The organism is Pseudomonas sp. ADAK18 (genome assembly GCF_012935695.1).
GTDB lineage: Bacteria > Pseudomonadota > Gammaproteobacteria > Pseudomonadales > Pseudomonadaceae > Aquipseudomonas.
Map to the genome: position 1 here is coordinate 4,386,043 of NZ_CP052859.1, position 18,463 is coordinate 4,404,505.

Consider the following 18,463-nt stretch of genomic DNA (forward strand, 5'->3'; position numbering starts at 1 on the left):
GCCGTGAGCACACATTCCTGTGGGAGCTGGCTTGCCTGCGATAGCGGTGTATCAGTAACAGAAGATGTTGGCTGAGAAACCGCTATCGCAGGCAAGCCAGCTCCCACATTGGTTTGCATGTGCCTTAAGCCCGTCTTCAACTCGCCCTCTCTCCTATCCCCCGTTATACTTGTCGGCTTTCCTGAATTAATGCCAACTAGGGTCCCGCCGCGCATGGATAAGACCTACCAGCCGCACGCTATTGAAACTTCCTGGTACCAGACCTGGGAGTCCGAGAATTATTTCGCTCCGCAAGGCGCGGGCGATTCCTACACCATCATGATTCCGCCACCGAACGTCACTGGCAGCCTGCACATGGGCCATGGCTTCAATAATGCGATCATGGATGCCCTGATTCGTTTCCGCCGCATGCAGGGTCGCAATACCCTATGGCAACCAGGCACCGACCATGCTGGTATCGCCACGCAGATGCTGGTGGAACGCCAACTGGAAGCCACTGGCCAGAACCGGCACGACCTGGGTCGCGAGAAATTCCTGGAGAAGATCTGGGAATGGAAGGATCAGTCCGGCGGCAACATCAGCCGTCAGATTCGTCGCCTGGGCTCGTCTGTGGACTGGAGCCGCGAGCGTTTCACCATGGACGACGGCCTGTCCGAATCCGTGAAGGAAGCCTTTGTGCGCCTGCATGAAGACGGCCTGATCTACCGCGGCAAGCGCCTGGTCAACTGGGACACCAAGCTGCACACGGCGATTTCCGACCTTGAAGTGGAAAACCACGACGAGAAAGGCTTCCTGTGGAACCTGAAATACCCGCTGGCCGACGGCGCCAAGACTGGCGAAGGCAACGACTACCTGATCGTCGCCACCACCCGTCCGGAAACCATGCTCGGCGACGCCGCCGTAGCGGTTAACCCGAACGACGAGCGCTACCAGGCCCTGATCGGCAAGTTCGTTGAATTGCCATTGGTTGGCCGTCGCATCCCGATCATCGCGGATGATTACTGCGACCCTGAGTTCGGCACCGGCTGTGTGAAAATCACCCCGGCCCACGATTTCAACGACTATGAAGTCGGCAAGCGCCACAACCTGCCGCTGCTGAACATCTTCGACAAGAACGCTGCTGTTCTGCCAGCCTGCCAGGTGTTCAACCTCGACGGCACGCTGAACGAAAGCATCGACGGCAAGATCCCGGCCGAATACGCCGGCCTCGACCGTTTTGACGCGCGCAAGCAGATCGTTGCCGCCTTCGACGCTGCCGGCCTGCTGGTGAGCGTTGACGATCACGGCCTGAAAGTGCCGAAAGGCGACCGTTCCGGCACCATCATCGAGCCTTGGCTGACCGACCAGTGGTACGTGTCTACCAAGCCGTTGGCAGAACCTGCGATTGCTGCCGTGGAAGACGGCCGCATCGCCTTCGTACCTAAACAGTACGAAAACATGTACTTCTCGTGGATGCGTGACATCCAGGATTGGTGCATCAGCCGCCAGCTGTGGTGGGGCCATCGCATTCCGGCTTGGTACGACGAATCGGGCAAGGTCTATGTAGGCCGCGACGAAGCCGAAGTGCGTGCCAAGCACAACCTTGGCTCGGACGTTGCGCTGCAACAGGACAACGACGTACTGGACACCTGGTTCAGTTCGGGCCTGTGGACGTTCTCCACCCTGGGTTGGCCGCAGCAAACTGAGTTTCTGAAGAAATTCCACTCCACCGACGTGCTGGTTACCGGCTTCGACATCATTTTCTTCTGGGTTGCCCGGATGATCATGCTCACCATGCATTTGGTGAAGAACGAAGACGGCACGCCACAGGTACCGTTCAAGACCGTGTACGTGCACGGCCTGGTGCGCGATGGCCAGGGCCAGAAGATGTCCAAGTCCAAAGGCAACGTCCTGGACCCGCTGGACATCATCGACGGCATCGACCTGGAAACCCTGGTGCAGAAACGCACTTCGGGCCTGATGCAGCCAAAACTGGCGAAGAAGATCGAGAAGCAGACCCGCGACGAGTTCGCCGACGGCATTGCCAGCTACGGCACCGATGCCCTGCGTTTCACCTTCTGCTCGCTGGCATCCACCGGACGCGACATCAAGTTCGACATGGGTCGCGTCGAAGGCTATCGCAACTTCTGCAACAAGATCTGGAACGCGGCGCGCTACGTGTTGGACAAAGGCGAAGACTGTGGCCAGAACGGCGAGGCCATCGAGCTATCCCTGGCGGATCGCTGGATCATCTCCCAGTTGCAACGCACCGAAGCCGAAGTGACCCGTCAACTGGACCAGTTCCGCTTTGACCTGGCTGCACAGGCCTTGTACGAGTTCATCTGGAACCAGTATTGCGACTGGTACCTGGAACTGTCCAAGCCGGTGCTGTGGGACGAGAACGCACCGATCGAACGTCAGCGCGGCACCCGTCACACCTTGGTACGCGTGCTGGAAGTCGCCCTGCGCCTGGCGCACCCGTTCATGCCGTTCATCACCGAAGAAATCTGGCAGCGCCTTGCGCCGCTGGCCGGCAAAGAAGGCAAGACCATCATGCTGCAACCTTGGCCAGTGGCCAATGAAGCGCGCATCGATGAGGCTGCCGAAAGCGATATCGAATGGCTCAAGACCCTGATGCTGGGCACGCGCAACATCCGCGCCGAGATGAACATTGGTCCCGGCAAGCCACTGGCGGTGTTCGTGAAGAACGCCAGCGCCGAAGATCAGCGTCGCCTCACCGAGAACGATGCGCTGCTCAAGAAGCTGGCCAAGCTGGAGTCGATCACCGTATTAGCCGCTGGCGCCGAAGCACCGTTGTCCGCCACCGCACTGGTTGGCGAGTTGGAAGTGCTGGTGCCGATGGCCGGTCTGATCGACAAAGATGCCGAACTGGCGCGTCTGGACAAGGAAATCCTGCGTCTACAAGGCGAAGTGCAGCGGGTGGGCGGCAAGCTATCCAACGCGGCGTTCGTCGACAAGGCTCCGGCTGAAGTCATCGATAAGGAACGCGCCAAACTCGCCGAGGCTGAACAGGCTCTGGGCAAGCTGGCTGAGCAACATGCACGGATTTCCAGCCTGTAAGGGGCAGCCCGTTTGAAAAAAGAGACCTTCGGGTCTCTTTTTTTTGCCCAGAAAAACACTGATATTTCTCTTTGGAAACCCGATCAATGTGGGAGCTGGCTTGCCTGCGATGATATCGCCTCGGTCTGGCAGGTACACCGAGTCGCCTGTATCGCAGGCAAGCCAGCTCCCACATTTGACCGAGACCGACTCAGGAATGTGTGACAATACCCGCCACTTTTGAAACAACCCCAGAATCGACGCAGCCCATGACCGCTCCCAGCACACCCAAACCACCGCGCAAGAAGCCTAACCCTGCAACGCCGGCCAAGCCTGTCGTTGCGCGCAAAGAGGCCACTCTGCACCCGCGTAACCGCCATCAGGGCCGTTACGACTTTCCAGCGCTGATCAAAACCACGCCGGAACTGGCCAAATTCGTGATCCTTAACCCTTACGGCAAGGAAAGCATCGACTTCGCCAGCCCCGACGCAGTCCGGGTGTTCAACCGAGCGTTGCTCAAAACCTTCTACGGCATCCAGCACTGGGATATCCCGGCTGACTACCTGTGCCCTCCCGTTCCGGGGCGTGCCGACTACGTGCACTTCCTCGCGGACCTGTTGGCCAGCGTCAACGAGGGCGTGATTCCCCGTGGCGCACCGGTCAAGGTGCTGGACATCGGCATGGGCGCCAACTGCGTCTATCCGTTGATCGGCTACAGCGAATACCGCTGGCACTTCCTCGGTTCGGAAGTCGACCCGACAGCCGTGGCAGCTGCCAAGGCCATTGTGCAATCCAACGGGCTGAACAAGGCCATCCAACTGCGCCAGCAAAGCAATCCCAAGCACATCCTGCTGGGTCTGCTGGAGCCGGGGGAGCGTTTTGACCTGACCATGTGCAACCCGCCCTTCCACGCCTCCATGGATGAAGCGACCAAAGGCAGTGAGCGCAAATGGCGTGCACTGGGCCGGGCTGACCCGAAACGTAAGCTGCCGGTGCTGAACTTCGGCGGCCAGTCGGCTGAATTGTGGTGCGAAGGTGGCGAAGCACGATTTGTGACACAGCTTATTGCTGAGAGTGCGCACTTCCAGCACAAAGTACTGTGGTTCAGCACGCTGGTGTCAAAAGCATCGAACCTGCCAGCCATCCAGACCGCCCTGAAAAAAGCCGGCGCACTGGAAAGCCAAGTGGTAGAGATGTCTCAGGGCCAGAAACAGAGCCGTTTCGTCGCCTGGACCTTCCAGACCAAGAGCGAACAGCAAACCTGGCGCCAACGCTGGGTCCGCAAGGACTGATCGCCACCACATTAAAGACACAAACGGCAGGCAACAAAAAACCGTGCCCGGATCGCTCCGGAGCACGGTTTTTTTTGCTGCGTCTTACTTGTTAACCGAGTCGGTCAGGCCTTTGGCCACAACCAGCTTGATAACTTTCTTGGCAGCGATTTCGATGGCAGCGCCAGTCGAAGGGTTACGGCCAGTACGGGCAGGACGCTCGGTCACTTTCAGTTTGCCAACGCCTGGCAGAGTGATTTCGCCGCCATTTTCCAGCTGATCAGCAACGATCTGGCCCAGTTGGTCCAGCAGAGCACGCACGGTGGTTTTCGGTGCGTCTACAGCTTCAGCCAGATCAGCGATCAGTTGGTCTTTAGTAATAGCCATTGTGGTGTTCCTTCCCTATCAAATTCATTTGGATTGCAGAGTGCAGTGTCAGCCATCGAGCCCGACCATGAGGCCTGGCACCCACGGCTCTAAACCACGACAGATCGGGGTTATAGATACCTGAAACGGGGTTTGGTTCGACCTGACAGATGCTGAATGCACGCTTAACGCTGAGACTTCGCGTAAGACGGGGCAAAACTAGCACAGAGACGGGGAAATATCCGCCTCAACATGCCTATTTGGTCAGCTTTATCGCTCTAAACCGTGAAAAAAAGGCATATAGACCGTCGGACGGCGCGCAAAACACCCTTCACACCCTTCACACCCTCCGCGACCAGCGGGTGCGGTACACTGGCGACTTTTTCCGGGAGGCCGCCCTCCTCCCATTCAACCAGCCGAGAAGCCCATGCCGATCCGTCATTGCATCGTCCACCTGATCGACAAAAAACCCGACGGCACACCCGCAGTTCTCCACGCCCGTGACTCTGAACTTGCCGAGTCAGCGGCCATCGAGAACATGCTTGCCGACCTCAACGAGAGCTATAACGCCAAACAAGGCAAGGCCTGGGGGTTTTTCCATGCCGAGTCCGGCGCGCACCCGTTCAGCGGCTGGTTGAAGGAATATTTCGACGCTGGTATGGATTTCACCGCTTTCAGCCGGGTAGCGGTTGAGCATCTGCAAAAGCTGATGGAGGAGTCCAACCTCTCCACGGGCGGCCACGTACTGTTTGCCCACTACCAACAAGGCATGACCGACTACCTGGCCATCGCCCTGCTGCATCACAGTGAAGGCGTGGCGGTGACTGACCAACTGGACGTAACGCCTTCACGCCACCTGGACCTGGGCCAACTGCACCTGGCAGCGCGCATCAACGTCTCCGAGTGGCAGAACAACAAGCAGTCCAAGCAATACATCTCCTTTATCAAGGGCAAGAACGGCAAGAAGGTCTCGGAGTACTTCCGCGACTTTATCGGCTGCCAGGAAGGCGTCGACGGCCCGGGTGAAACCCGCACCCTGCTCAAGGCCTTCAGTGACTTCGTTGAAAGCGAAGACTTGCCGGACGAGTCCGCCCGCGAGAAAACCAAGACCCTGGTGGATTACGCCAGCAGCCAGGCCAAGCTCGGCGAGCCGATGGGGCTGGAAGAACTCTCGGGGCTGATCGATGAAGAGCGGCCGAAAGCCTTCTACGATCACATCCGCAACAGGGATTACGGCCTATCGCCGGAGATTCCAGCGGATAAACGCACGCTCAATCAGTTCCGCCGCTTCACCGGGCGCGCCGAAGGCCTGTCCATCAGTTTTGAAGCGCACCTGCTGGGCGACAAGATCGAGTACGACGAAGCTGCCGGCACGCTGATCATCAAGGGTTTGCCGACCCAATTGACCGACCAGCTCAAGCGCCGTAACTGATGCTGGGCGGGGTCCTGAAGAAAGTCCTGCTGATCTTGCTGGTGGTGGTGGTTTTCCAGAACTGGGGCAAGATCGAGCGGGCGTTCAACCCGTCGCAGGTGGTGTCCGAGCAGATTCGGGCCAACGCCCAGGTGACGCTGTACACCACCGACTGGTGTGGTTACTGCAAGCAGACCCAGCGCTTTCTTGATCAGAAAGGCATTCCCTACAAGACGGTCGATATCGAGAAGGATGCCGAGGGGCGCAAGGCCTATGAGGCCCTGGGTGGAGGCGGAATTCCGTTTGTGGACGTGAACGGCACGCTGATTCGCGACTACAACCCGGATGCCATCATGGCGGCACTCAAGTAACAAAGGCAATCACCTGTGGCGAGGGGGCTTGCCCCCGTTGGGCTGCGAAGCGGCCCTTATTCGATTCACCGCATTTATTCAGACAGAATAGAGTTGTAGATTTTGGGGCTGCTTCGCAGCCCAACGGGGGCAAGCCCCCTCGCCACAAAAGCTTGCTCATCACATCAGAGCGCTTACCTACTGCACCTGAATGCGAAACCCCAGCCGCGGAAAGTGCACATGCACCGTGCCGCCCTGCTCATCGGTACGACGCAGGATCAACTCCTCGCTGCCTGCGAACAGCAGCTCACCCACCACCGGGTCAACGCCATAATCCGTCGCCGAGACGCTCACCTGCTGGCCAGCCTTGAAGTCATTCGGTTCGTCAAACAGCTCATCCGGCAAGGTTGCCGGCGTGGAGTTTCGCGCCACCTCCAAGGCTTGTTCGGCGCTCATTTCAGTCGCAGAACCATGACCAAAACCCATGACGCGCGTATGCCAGGCTGAAACAGCGGGATAAAGATCGACCAGCGGAGCAGTCACCGGCGTCGCCTTGAGAAACCATAACGGGTGCGCCATGGAGAAGTCGGCGATCGACGGCTCGCCAAACAGGAAGTCCCCCTGCTCGCGCTGCAACTGCTGTTCCAGACGCCCCATGATGACTGGCCACTGATGGCGCGCCTGCTCGGCCGGTATGCGCGTAGCCGAGCCGCCTGTGAACAAGGCGGCACGGTCGGCGATAAACGCCTTGAGCGCTTCAGGCGGTAGTTTGGCAAAGCGTACCGCTACTGACTCGGGCTGGAACACGAGGCTGACGGCATGTGCGAACACTACCGAATCGGCCCAGGCGGCAAATACCTGGCTGACCAGTTCCTGCCCCTCGGGAAACAACGCGGGCGAGGATTTTTCCTGCTCCAGGCGCCGGGCAATCAACGCGGTGTCACAGTAGATATCAGCACCGACCTGCAACACCGGCGTCTTGCGGTAGCCGCCAGTCAGGGCCGTGAGGCCGGGCTTGGGCATCACTGGCGAGATGTGCACCGAGTGCCAGGACAGGCCTTTGAAGCCGAGCAAAAGCCGGGTTTTTTCTGCGAATGGGGACGCCGGGTAATGGTGGAGGATCAACTCTGACATGCTGGAATCCGCTAAACGGGTGAAAGCCCAGCTTAGCGCGCAAAAACCATCCGGCCTACCCATCGGCCTGATAGGAACTTATCAGGCCGATTGATAAGCCACGGCGCCACTGGCCACCAGGCACTCCTTCGCGCTTTTTTTCAGTTTCTTGATCAGCCGCTCCTGGCGCAGGGCTTCGCTTTTGCTTGAGCAGGCTTCGGTGTAGACCAGCGCCACGGCCGGGCTTGAGAGGAAAAAACGCGCGCCCTTGCCGCTCTGGTGGGAAGCAAAACGACGCACAGGGTCATTGCTGATCCCGCAATACAACGATCCATTGGCCGCACGGACAAGATAGACAAACCAAGGTTTGGGCTCTACGGCTTCAGCACAGCTCGACGGACTATTCACAGATTGATCTGGCCAACGATAAAGAGCCCCAATCTTATCAACGACTGGCCTGGAACGCCTTCAACCCTTTCAACGCCTGGGTACGCACCGCGTTGCGTACCAACGGCGTCCAGCCCAACAGCAGGCCCTTCGCACCGAGCGCCTGGCGCGACCAGCGCCACAGGTCGAAGTGATCGTGGTGTTCACAGATCTTGCCGTCGCGAAACACGAAGCGTGCCTGGATATCGTTGACCACCGTGTTGCCGGTCTGGCTGAACAGGTAGGTCGCCACCCAATGGGCGCTGCCGGTGATCTCGTCACTGTTCACCTGATCGAAGGTCAGGGAGAAATCCTTGGCCCGGGTGGTCAGCATGCGCCACATGTCGCCGGCATCACGCCCACGCAACTCGCCGAACGCCGGGTCACTGAACACCACGTCGTCGGTGTAGCAGGCGCTCATCGCTTCAGCGTCCAGGCGCTGGAACGCGCTGTAGAACTCGGTGATCAAGGCGTTATGGGCGTCGCTCATGGGCACCATCCGAAAAAGGGTCAGGAACCGCTTACGATAGTGCGCAAGCGCCTGGAACACTATCGGTATTTATGACAGGAATGCCACGGCTACGCCCTTTAAGGCACCATGCCGCAACTGCGAGCATAGGCGAACAAGTCCACATCGGTGGAAATACAGAGTCGATGCATGGCCGTACTTTTCTGTTTACTGATGGTGGAAATGCTGCGATTGACCCGCGCGGCGATCTGGCTGACGGTCATGCCACTGGCCAGCATCCGCACCACTTCCCGCTCCTTGCCGGACAATTGCGGCTGTTGGGACTGGTCACCGGTACCGGCCTGCGCCAGTTGCACCCGCAGACACTCGCTGGCAAATGTCCGGCCTTCGCTGACAGCCTTGATCGCCGAGGGTAGCTCCTTGGCCGATGCACTTTTGGCGACGATTGCCTTGGCGCCATGGGCAAACGACGCACGCAGGGTGGCAACGTTGGCAAACATCGTCACCAGAATCACTGGCAACCTCGGATACTGACGGCGCAACAGGCTCAGCAGCCCATAACCATCAGCCTGCTGGTCACCCGGCATGGCGAAGTCGCTAACCAGCAAATCGCAGGGCGTCGTACTCAACAACTTGAGCAATTGATCGGGCCCATCGGCCTCACCGACCACTTTGCACTTGCCGTTCGCCTCAATCACGACTCTTTGCCCGATGCGGACAATGGGGTGATCGTCGGCAATAATTACTCGAAGCATAGGAACTCACGGATGATGGCAACTTGAATCCGCGCAAAATAACCCCGCACGCGGCCCCCAACAACCGCCGGCAACCGCTGGTTTTGCGTCCTCAACCAATGTTTTGTAGCCATCAATAACAACCCTACAAAATAAAAAGAAAACACTTACATCTAACACCTTCAACACTTCAGCGTAACGCCCTACAAGCAACCAGAAAGCCGGCGACAAGTCACAGGCTATTCAAGTAAACAAGGTAACGGTGCAGGTCACTTTGAAACGCGTCCAACTGCGACCGATTCAGCAGCACACCATGGGAATGAAGTTGTTCGATCAGTTGTGAACCTCTGGACTCCAGCTCCGTCGCGCCAAGAAACGCCAGGCTTCCCACCAGCCGATGAAGCCGTTCAGCCATCAGCGACGTATCGAGGGTATTACGCGCATGATCCAGAAGCGCATTGTCTTCCCACGCTTCGGTGAGCAGGCTGCCAAGCATCTGGCTCACCACCTGAGTGCTACCGAATGTCTCGATCAAACTGTCACGCGTGGGCCAGGCGCTCAACACCGAGGATCGGTTTGACGCCGACGGCACAACAGGAAGTCCTGGCAGCCAATGCAACAAGACCTCATGCAGTTGCCCCAGAGTGAGGGGCTTGAGCAGCCAGGCATCCATGCCGGCATCGCGGCAACGCTGGGGGTCGTCATGCACCAGATTAGCGGTCAAGGCAATGATCGGAACGCGCTGGCGCTTCTTGATCTGCTCAAGCAGGCGAATCGCCCGCGCCATGCGGTAACCGTCCATGCGTGGCATCTGACAGTCGGTGATGACCAGATCGAATGGCCTTTCGCAGATAGCCGCCAAGGCAAGGCGCCCATCACTGACCAGTTCGTGGCCCAGCCCGAGCTTTTGCAGGAGCCAGCCCATCAGGGCGCGATACGTTGGATGATCTTCCGCTACCAACACGTTCAAGTGCTGCCAATGCGACAACAGCTCAATGGAGGCTGCCAGCGCCTGGGAGGGCCTGGGGCTGGAAAGTTCGCGCCCCCCCATGGTCACCTCGTGGTTGCTGGCAGTCCTGCAGCACCCGGGGTTCACGATAAACCGGCGGGACTGACGCAGCAGCCAGACGATGCACGGTGCACAAACCCCATGACATTTACATGACTGTTATCGCCAAAAAAACACTATCTTTTGAATGGCACTTTGACGATACAACAACTACGAAAAAAGCAACTTTCCTACGCCAGTAAATAACCTCCTCCCACCCCGCTCTTATTGATTTCCTGCTGCCCTGCCATTGTCGTATTTGTTGTATTTCCCCTGCCCCCTCTGCCCGTTAAATTGCTCGCACCCCGCCAGAGGGTCCGGACTCGCCGCCTGCGGCATCCCAGAAAAAAATGACTCGCCACCCGGCAACCCACTCCCTTCGCCCGTCGGGATTGCCGTGGTGTGCCTTATCTCCCGACCTTGCACTGGAACACCTAGAAATGAACAAGTCCCTAACCTTGTTGAGCACTGCCCTGTTGCTCGCTACCGCTTCACCTGCTTTTGCCGCCAGCTCCGTGGACCTGACCGTCAAGGGCCTGATCACGCCTAGCGCCTGCACGCTGGAGCTGCCTGGCGTTGTCGACTTTGGAAAAATTTCGGCCAAAGACCTGAACCAGGACCGACAGACGCGGCTTGAAGACAAAACGCTTCAGTTGACCGTGAACTGCGAGGCCAAGACGCTGTTCGCGATCAACCCCATCGATAACCGCGTGGGCTCGCCGTCACAAACCCATCCTGCAGCCTATGGACTGGGGCTGATCAATGACACGGAAAAACTGGGGATGTATGTATTCGGCCTCCGTAACTCGGTCACCGAGCCTCCTTCCACAGAAATTTTGCAATTTCGCGACGGCCAATGGCGTTCGTTCTGGATCGACGAATATGCGACGCCGAACCAATTGCTCGCTTTCGGCGGTTTTCAGGGCGATATCGGCTACTTGCCTGAGCCCATCGAAAATGCATCCGTGGAGATCTGGATCAATACCTGGATTGCACGGGCAGACACCCTGAACCTGACCAATGAGGTAGCACTGGACGGTTCAGCAACCCTGGAACTGAAGTACCTGTAAACCCTCCAGGGCGTTTCGATGACCTTTCCTGATAAAGAGCTTTTTTGCATATGAACACTTTTACCTTCCGGCTGCTGGCGACACTGCTATTCACCTCACCCGCCTTTGCCGCCAGCTCCGTCGACCTGACCGTCAAGGGTCTGATTACTCCCAGCGCCTGCACCCCAACCCTGCCCGGTGTTGTCGATTTTGGAAAAATCTCGGCCAAAGACCTGAACCTGGACAAACACACAACGCTTGAAGAAAAAACGGTCCAACTGACCATAAGCTGCGAGGCCAGTACTCTATTTGCAATCAACCCCATCGATAACCGAGCCGGCTCGGCGTCCAGCAGTAATTCCACCTATGGCCTGGGGCTGATCAACAACACGGAAAAACTGGGTCGTTATTTCTTGATGTTCCGCAACCCAGTCACCGATATCCCATCAGAAATGTTGACGTTTAGCGCCGGAAGATGGAGCTGGCTCGGCGACGACGATGCCGCAATACCTAACCAGTTAATTGCCTTCGGAAGCTTCCAGAACGATGTCGGTTACTTGCCTCACACACTTCAAAATGCAGCCGTGGAAATCGTGCTCAATGCCTCCATCGCCCCGGCGAACACCCTTACCCTGACCAATGAAGTGGCATTGGACGGCTCGGCAACGATGGAATTGAAGTACCTGTAAACCCATTCGACGCTCCGTTGACCTCTCTTGAAAAAGGGCCTTTTGCCTATGAATGCTTTTGCCTCCCGACTGATACTGACACTGCTGTTTGCGCCATCAGCATTTGCAGCCAGCTCCACCGACATGACCGTCAAGGGCGTGATTGTTCCCAATGCCTGCGAACCACTGATCTCCGGTGGAGGTATCGTCGACTTCGGAAAGATGTCGGCCAAGGAGCTGAGTGCCGATCAGCCGACCACGCTGCCTGGGCAAACTATGCAGTTGAGCGTGAGGTGTGAAGGCCCGACATTTTTCACCTTGAACACCATCGACAATCGCGCGGGCTCCTCCGCCAATCACGATGACTGGCATGGCCTGGGGATGACGCCCGAGGGTGAAAAGCTTGGCGGTAGCGCCTTCCACCTTCACACGCCAATGGCAGACGGCGTTCCCGCACACACCATCACCTCCACCGACGGCGGTGCGACCTGGCAGGTCAACAGCATGCTCAGCCACTCCATGCTGACCGCCGTGGCGATGGGTGATGGCTTGACCCCCATCGCCGTCAGCGCGTTCGATGCCCAGATCCGTCTGCACACCCACATCGCCCCGGCCAGCGGCCTGACCCTGACCGACGAAGTCCCCGTCGATGGCCACGCCACCGTGCAGGTCAACTACCTGTAACGGCTGCCAACAGACTCAATCGAAAGGAACTCGCCCTTATGAAAACCACGCTCACCGCCCTCGCCGCCGGCTTGATGCTCCTTGGCTCTGCCAACACCTTTGCCGCTTCCACCGTCGACCTGACCGTCAAGGGCCTTATCGTGCCCAGCGCCTGTAACCCCGACCTGAGCAGTGGCGGCGTGATCGATCACGGCAAGATATCCGCCAAGGACCTGCAAACCGACAAACCAACGCTGATTGGCACCCACGTCATGACCCTGGTGATGGTCTGCGACAGCGCCATTTCGGTTGCGCTGCACTCCATCGATAACCGCTCCGGCTCATCCCTCTTACCCACCGGCTATGGCCTGGGCCTGATCAACGGTGACCAGAAACTGGGGTGGTTCACCCTCATGTTGCGTAACCCAGTAGCCGACAACGTGCAGGTCCAGCCGATCGCGTCCCTGGATGGTGGCAATACCTGGTACGGCGAAAGCACCTGGGATGCGGGCCTGTTCATGTCGATGGCCAGCATGAGTGACGACACCCAGCCGGTGCCGATGAAGGAGCTGGCGGTAGAACTGGTGGTGAACACCTCTATCGCCGCCACCGACAGCCTTGACCTGAGTAACGAGGTCACCCTCGACGGCTCGGCCACTCTGGAAGTGAAGTACCTGTAACACCCCCGGTAGCCCGTGCCTGACAGATACTTTCGGGCATGGGCATGGTTGCGTATCGGCCGTATTTCCCTTTGCCAGTGGCCCCATCGATGAACACGTTCCCTCGCTTTTTGGCGGTACTGCTCTTGCTGACGTCTATCCAGCCGGTTGTTGCTGCATCCTTTGTCGATGTCACGGTAACCGGCCGACTAACGCCGGATGCCTGTCATGTCTCGCTGTCTGACGAGGGCACAGTCGACCACGGAAAAATCCCCGCTCATACCCTCAGCGCCACCGAGTTCACCGTGCTGCCCAGCCGGATGTTGGAGCTGAGTGTGCAATGTGCCCGCCCCATGCTGTTTGCACTGGTGGGTATCGACAATCGCTCGGAGTCGTCGCTGGCCCCAGGATTTTTCTACGGGTTGGGCAGAAACATTCATGCGCACGACGAGCGACTCGGCTCGGTGGCGTTGTCCTATCGCGACCCGGTGGGCGACGCGCAGCCCATGCAAGTCCTGGCCTCCAGCAACAACGGCGAAACCTGGACGCCAGAGCCCAACGCCTATCCCAAATCCTATATTGGCTTCGCCCCGCCCGGTGACCGTCAGCCCGACTTCATCCGCCAGTTGACCACCCGGCTACGGATCGACACCTCGATCAATTTCTCCCGGTACCTGACCCTGGATCAGGAGGTACCACTCGATGGTTCCATCGTCCTGGATTTGCGCTACCTCTGACCTTTTTCATCTTGCCCCAATGGAACCCCCCGTCATGACGACGATATTGTTGAAAATCGCCGCCTGCCTCGGTGCCCTGGCCTTGTTGCTCGGCACCCAGGCACGAGCGGACGGCATGGTGCCGGACACCTCCGTGGTGATCGTTCACGAAGCCGATGGCGAAGCCGCGATTTCAGTGACCAACACCGACACCCAGTTGGCGCTGCTGCACGTCACTCTGGAAGACATTCCCGAGGACAACGAAGCGTTGCTGGTGGTCACGCCACCGTTGTCACGGGTGGAAGCGTCGAAATCGCAACTGGTGCGCTTCATCCTGCAAACCCATCAGCCACTCAAGACCCAACGGCTCAAACGAGTGATCTTCGAAGGCATGCCGCAAAACCGGCCCGCTACCGAAGTCGGGCATGCCAGGGTGGGCGTGACGGTTCGCCAGAACCTGCCGCTGATCATTCATCCCAGGGGCTTGGCGCGTAACCCCACGCCCTGGACCGGTCTGACCTGGTCGCAGGGAAACGGCACGCTGCAGGTACGCAACGACACGCCGTATGTGGTGCGCCTGGCCCAGGAGCTGCAACTGCTGCCAGGCGATGGCCGGGCCATGTTGCCGCGCACCTATGTGTTGCCGGGAGAAACCTTGAGTGTGCCCGCCACCGGTGGCGCAGCCGAGGCGGTGCGGATACAGCCGGCCACCGTGTACGGCTTTGCCGTGGCGGCCTATGAAGCCCCCATCACCCGCTGACAATCCACAGGCGCCACAGGTCAGGACGGCGCCTGAATAACGAAGTGACGGCTCAATGACCGTCACCAGGACGCCCCGTACCGCTGAAGTGATTCGGCGACGGGCTCCATCATTCGAGTGCCTTTCGTGAAAACAGTATTGAGTTACCGTGACGGCGAAGCCGTGCCCGCCATTCCTCGCCGTTGCGCCTGGCCCGTGTTGTTGCTGACCAGCGTCTTGCTGCCTGTCGAGACCCGGGGCGATACATCATCGTCCGCCAGTTTTGATGCCCGGACCCTGTCCCAGCGCGGCATCGACCCGCAACTGGCCAGCCTGCTGCTGTCGGCGCCGCGTTTTACCGCCGGCCGTCATGCGCTCAGCCTTGTGGTCAACGGCCAGCGGCGCGGGCGCCTTGAGGTCAGTTTTGATCAGCAAGGCGCCCTGTGCTTTGACCAAGCCCTGCTGGACGCCGCCAATCTACGGGTACCTGGCGACAACGCGGTCTGCCATGACTTTCTCGCGCACTATCCTCGAAGCCAGGTGCAGCCAGATCCGGCCACCCTCACGGTATCGCTGGTGGTGCCCACCGAAGCCCTGCGACCGATACCGCAGGATATTTCCGGCTATCAAACCGGCGGCTTCGCCGGGCTGCTCAATTACGACCTGACCGGTGTCCATAACCGTTTTGGCGATGACAACAGCCGCTTTGGCTCGGCCAATACCGAGGTGGGGTTCAACGCAGGCGACTGGATTGTGCGTAGCCGCCAGGTACAGACCTGGCAAGACGGTCTGTCGCGCAGCACTCACCTGGAAGCGTATGCCCAACGCACCTTCGCCAGTCATCAGGCGGTGCTGCAGGCCGGCCAGATCAACCTCTACAACCCGGTGTTGTCCGGGGCGCAGATCAACGGAGTCCAAGTGCTCACCGAACAGGCCCTTCAAGAGCAGGGCCAGGGTGCGACCATCGACGGGATTGCCAACAGTCCGGCGCAAGTCGAAATTCGCCAGAATGGGGCGTTGATTCATTCCACGGTAGTGCCCGCCGGACCGTTTTCCCTGACCGACGTGCGACGCCTGAATACCCGCTCGGACGTCGAAGTCACGGTCAAGGAAAGCGCCGGTGGCGAACGACGCTTCACCGTGCCTGCGGCGATGCTCGGCCTCGGCTTGCCGGCGCCGGGGTACTCGGTGGCGATAGGTCGGGTGCGCAACATCGGTGATGCCCGGGGTGATGATCCGTGGGTCGCCAGTGCCGGCTGGACCGGTGCCGTGCATCCGCAACTGACGATGGGCAGCGGCGTGCTGGCTTCCGACGAGTACCGCTCCGCAGGCTTGAGCCTGGGCTGGCTGCCGTGGCTGGACAGCCAGATTCAACTGTCCAGCCAGATGTCCGATGCAAGCGCACCCAATAAGGTCCGAGGGTTGCAGACCGACCTTTCATGGTCCCAACGCCTGAATGACCAGTGGTCGTTCAGCGCCGCCAACTCATGGCGCACCCCCGGCTATCGCGAGCTGGAAGAGGCGACCTACGAACCCGAAAGCACCCAGCAACGCAGCTCCCGCTACCGCGATCAGCAAAGCGCTACCCTGGGTTGGTCTCACTCATGGCTCGGGGCGTTCAGCGCCGGGGTCTCCCGCTCCGGCACCTTTGATGGCGACAGCAACAGCCGCGCCCTGGCGTCCTGGGGCACAAGTATTCGAGGGGTGTCACTGTCCGCCAGCGCCGAGTGGCAAATGGGCGGGCGTCAGGAGCAGGACAACGCGGTCTACCTGAATGTCAGCGTGCCCCTGGGTGAAAGTCGCCGGGCCCGCAGTTGGCTGCGCAACTCCGGTGGAGAAAACCGCACAGGCGTGGGGCTGAATGAGCAAATCAACGATCAGCTCAGTTATCAGGTCAGCGCCGAACACGACAGCCGCGACCACCAGGTGGAAACCACCCTCGGTGTCTCGACACTGCCGCGCTACAGCCAGCTCGACTTCAGCTACAGCCGCTCCGACGCCGAACGCTCGAGCTATCAAGGTGGCGCCCGTGGTGGTGTGGTGGTGCACGGTGGTGGTGTCACGCTGTCACCGTATCCGGTGCGCGATACGTTCGCGCTGGTTTCGGTCAGCGACATGAGCGGCATCAAGCTCAGCACCCCCAGCGGCCCTGTCTGGACCGACTGGCAAGGCCAGGCGGTGGTGCCCCAGGTATCCGCCTATGGCCGCAGCCCGGTGGAAGTCCAGACCCGCTCGCTGCCACGCAATGCCGATATCAACAATGGCCTGGCAATGATTTCGGTCGGGCGCGGCGCGGTGGAGCGTGTCGATTTCGGCCTGACATTGACCCGTCGGGTTTTGCTCACGGTACGCACTGAAGACGGCATGCCACTGCCCCGTGGCGCCTCCATCAGCACCGACAGCGGCGAGTTCGTGACGCTGGTCCAGGACGGCGGCCAAGTGTTTTTGCCCAACGTTCTGGAGCAACCGAAATTGTGGGTCAGTGGGCCCGGGATGGCGCGTTGCACCCTGCACTACGAGTTGCCGGCAAAGGGCGACCCAGAGGTGTACTTCGAAACCGCCCCCGCCCGTTGCACCCCATCATGAGGAAGACTGCCATGTTATTGATGCCTGCCCTACAACGGCTGACTGTGGTGTTGCTGACAATCGGGTTCGTTGGCAACAGCTACGCAGAGGACGAGTGCCAACTGAGCCTGAGCGAATCGCTGCTGGACTTCGGACAAATGAGCCGTATTGCACAGAGCGACAGCGCACCCGAGCGACTACTGGGTGAACGGCGCCTGAGCCTGAACTTCATTTGCCCGCAGACGGCCGACATGAGCCTGTTCTACCAGGCCTTGGCAGCGAGCCCACAGCGGCTGAAATTCACCGAGCACGGCAGCTACGCAATCCAGGTCAGCGACGGCGTGCTTGATGGTCAGGCCGTGGAATTGGGATTGGTGCCAGCGCTCGGCCAACCGCCGTCCACCAGCGGCGCCGTGCTGAACTGGCGCGCCGGCCATGGCATCGCGCCGGTGCAGGGAGGCTCAGTGCTTATGGGCAAAAGCCTTTCACTGCAACTGACCCTCAGCGCCTGGGCCGATATCGCCGCCACCCAGGTTCGGGATGCAACCACCTGGGAAGTGTCCGGGACACTCTACGGGCGCCAAAGCGGTCGCTACCGGGAACTGACCCTGCGCGCCCACTTCGTACCAGCAGCCTGTACACCGCAACTGTCCAACGGCGGCTTGGTGGATTACGGCACCTTGTCGGCCAAGGACCTGAGTACCGTCGACGAAACCCCGCTGCCCACCCGAACCCTGCAGTTCTCCGTCAGTTGCGATGGCCCCACGCGCTTCGCCTTGCTCATGCACGACAACCGCAACGGCTCGGCCACCGGCGGTACCGATGAAACCGCCTACGGTCTGGACCTGGACAACAGCCGGAACAAGATCGGCCGTTACTACCTGAACATCGACCCGGCGGACTTCACCGCCGATAGCTTCGGCACGCTTTTTCGCACCGACTCCACCAGTCACGGCGTGGCCTGGAGCAGCTCCAGCGCCCGGCAAATCCCCATCGCCAACAACAGCCTCATGGGCTTTACCGAGAGTGCCGGCAACACCCACGGGCCGATGGCGATCCAGAACCTGGGCGGCACCGTGCGCATCAAGGCCTACCTCGCCCCCACACAGTCCCTGGACCTGCGCAGCGTCGTGGAAATCAACGGCGCTGGCACCATAGAAATCATTTACCTGTAGGA

Annotated in this window: 18 protein-coding genes; 12 read left to right on the forward strand and 6 right to left on the reverse strand. The window is 59.6% G+C overall.

The features are described from left to right. Positions 1-213: 213 nt before the first annotated feature. Both HKK55_RS19800 and rlmF read left to right on the forward strand, forming a co-directional pair. Entirely contained in the window at positions 214-3,060 is a 2,847-nt protein-coding gene (locus HKK55_RS19800) for a valine--tRNA ligase (RefSeq protein ID WP_169356219.1), read from the forward strand. Positions 3,061-3,308: 248 nt separating this feature from the next. Further along, positions 3,309-4,331 (forward strand): 23S rRNA (adenine(1618)-N(6))-methyltransferase RlmF, encoded by a 1,023-nt coding sequence (rlmF, locus tag HKK55_RS19805; protein WP_169356220.1) that lies wholly within the window; start codon positions 3,309-3,311, stop codon positions 4,329-4,331. 84 nt (positions 4,332-4,415) lie between these two features. Here the strand turns inward: rlmF and HKK55_RS19810 are convergent, their stop codons facing one another. Beyond that, positions 4,416-4,697, reverse strand: a complete 282-nt coding sequence (locus HKK55_RS19810) for an HU family DNA-binding protein (protein WP_155581180.1) — start codon at positions 4,695-4,697, stop codon at positions 4,416-4,418. A 406-nt stretch (positions 4,698-5,103) separates the two neighbouring features. On the opposite strand from HKK55_RS19810, the gene yejK reads away from it, so the two are divergent. Further along, positions 5,104-6,108 carry a nucleoid-associated protein YejK gene (gene yejK, locus HKK55_RS19815; protein WP_169356221.1) on the forward strand — a complete coding sequence of 335 codons (1,005 nt, stop codon included), beginning with the start codon at positions 5,104-5,106 and terminating at the stop codon, positions 6,106-6,108. Next, positions 6,108-6,458 carry a glutaredoxin family protein gene (locus tag HKK55_RS19820; RefSeq protein ID WP_169356222.1) on the forward strand — a complete coding sequence of 117 codons (351 nt, stop codon included), beginning with the start codon at positions 6,108-6,110 and terminating at the stop codon, positions 6,456-6,458. The genes yejK and HKK55_RS19820 overlap by 1 nt, the downstream gene beginning before the upstream one ends. A gap of 177 nt (positions 6,459-6,635) precedes the next feature. Here the strand turns inward: HKK55_RS19820 and HKK55_RS19825 are convergent, their stop codons facing one another. The 5 genes from HKK55_RS19825 to HKK55_RS19845 form a co-directional block, all read right to left on the reverse strand. After that, positions 6,636-7,571: a glutathione S-transferase family protein gene (locus HKK55_RS19825; RefSeq protein WP_169356223.1), complete on the reverse strand. Its 936-nt coding sequence runs from the start codon at positions 7,569-7,571 to the stop codon at positions 6,636-6,638. Positions 7,572-7,652: 81 nt separating this feature from the next. Further along, positions 7,653-7,958: a GIY-YIG nuclease family protein gene (locus HKK55_RS19830; protein WP_169356224.1), complete on the reverse strand. Its 306-nt coding sequence runs from the start codon at positions 7,956-7,958 to the stop codon at positions 7,653-7,655. A gap of 37 nt (positions 7,959-7,995) precedes the next feature. Next, positions 7,996-8,466: a nuclear transport factor 2 family protein gene (locus tag HKK55_RS19835; RefSeq protein WP_169356225.1), complete on the reverse strand. Its 471-nt coding sequence runs from the start codon at positions 8,464-8,466 to the stop codon at positions 7,996-7,998. Between the two features lie 98 nt (positions 8,467-8,564). Then, the gene (locus HKK55_RS19840) at positions 8,565-9,200 is read right to left on the reverse strand and encodes a response regulator transcription factor (RefSeq protein WP_169356226.1); all 636 of its coding nucleotides are present in this window, start codon (positions 9,198-9,200) and stop codon (positions 8,565-8,567) included. A 211-nt stretch (positions 9,201-9,411) separates the two neighbouring features. Beyond that, complete coding sequence (locus tag HKK55_RS19845; protein WP_169356227.1) at positions 9,412-10,230, reverse strand: hybrid sensor histidine kinase/response regulator; 819 nt, start codon at positions 10,228-10,230, stop codon at positions 9,412-9,414. A 437-nt stretch (positions 10,231-10,667) separates the two neighbouring features. Here HKK55_RS19845 and HKK55_RS19850 point away from each other — a divergent pair, with 437 nt between their 5' ends. The 8 genes from HKK55_RS19850 to HKK55_RS19885 all read left to right on the forward strand — a co-directional run bounded on the left by HKK55_RS19850 (position 10,668) and on the right by HKK55_RS19885 (position 18,461). Beyond that, complete coding sequence (locus HKK55_RS19850) at positions 10,668-11,297, forward strand: DUF1120 domain-containing protein (protein ID WP_169356228.1); 630 nt, start codon at positions 10,668-10,670, stop codon at positions 11,295-11,297. Positions 11,298-11,347: 50 nt separating this feature from the next. Then, the gene (locus tag HKK55_RS19855) at positions 11,348-11,965 is read left to right on the forward strand and encodes a DUF1120 domain-containing protein (RefSeq protein ID WP_169356229.1); all 618 of its coding nucleotides are present in this window, start codon (positions 11,348-11,350) and stop codon (positions 11,963-11,965) included. A 48-nt stretch (positions 11,966-12,013) separates the two neighbouring features. Beyond that, on the forward strand, positions 12,014-12,628 hold the full coding sequence (locus tag HKK55_RS19860) for a DUF1120 domain-containing protein (RefSeq protein ID WP_169356230.1): 615 nt from the start codon (positions 12,014-12,016) through the stop codon (positions 12,626-12,628). A gap of 38 nt (positions 12,629-12,666) precedes the next feature. Next, positions 12,667-13,287, forward strand: a complete 621-nt coding sequence (locus HKK55_RS19865; protein WP_169356231.1) for a DUF1120 domain-containing protein — start codon at positions 12,667-12,669, stop codon at positions 13,285-13,287. 89 nt (positions 13,288-13,376) lie between these two features. After that, positions 13,377-14,003, forward strand: a complete 627-nt coding sequence (locus HKK55_RS19870; protein ID WP_169356232.1) for a DUF1120 domain-containing protein — start codon at positions 13,377-13,379, stop codon at positions 14,001-14,003. A 34-nt stretch (positions 14,004-14,037) separates the two neighbouring features. Next, a complete protein-coding gene (locus tag HKK55_RS19875; RefSeq protein WP_169356233.1) occupies positions 14,038-14,742 on the forward strand; it encodes a fimbria/pilus chaperone family protein in 705 nt (234 codons plus the stop codon). A 126-nt stretch (positions 14,743-14,868) separates the two neighbouring features. After that, positions 14,869-17,307: a fimbria/pilus outer membrane usher protein gene (locus HKK55_RS19880; protein ID WP_178128854.1), complete on the forward strand. Its 2,439-nt coding sequence runs from the start codon at positions 14,869-14,871 to the stop codon at positions 17,305-17,307. Positions 17,308-17,327: 20 nt separating this feature from the next. After that, complete coding sequence (locus HKK55_RS19885) at positions 17,328-18,461, forward strand: DUF1120 domain-containing protein (protein WP_237151380.1); 1,134 nt, start codon at positions 17,328-17,330, stop codon at positions 18,459-18,461. Positions 18,462-18,463 lie beyond the last annotated feature (2 nt).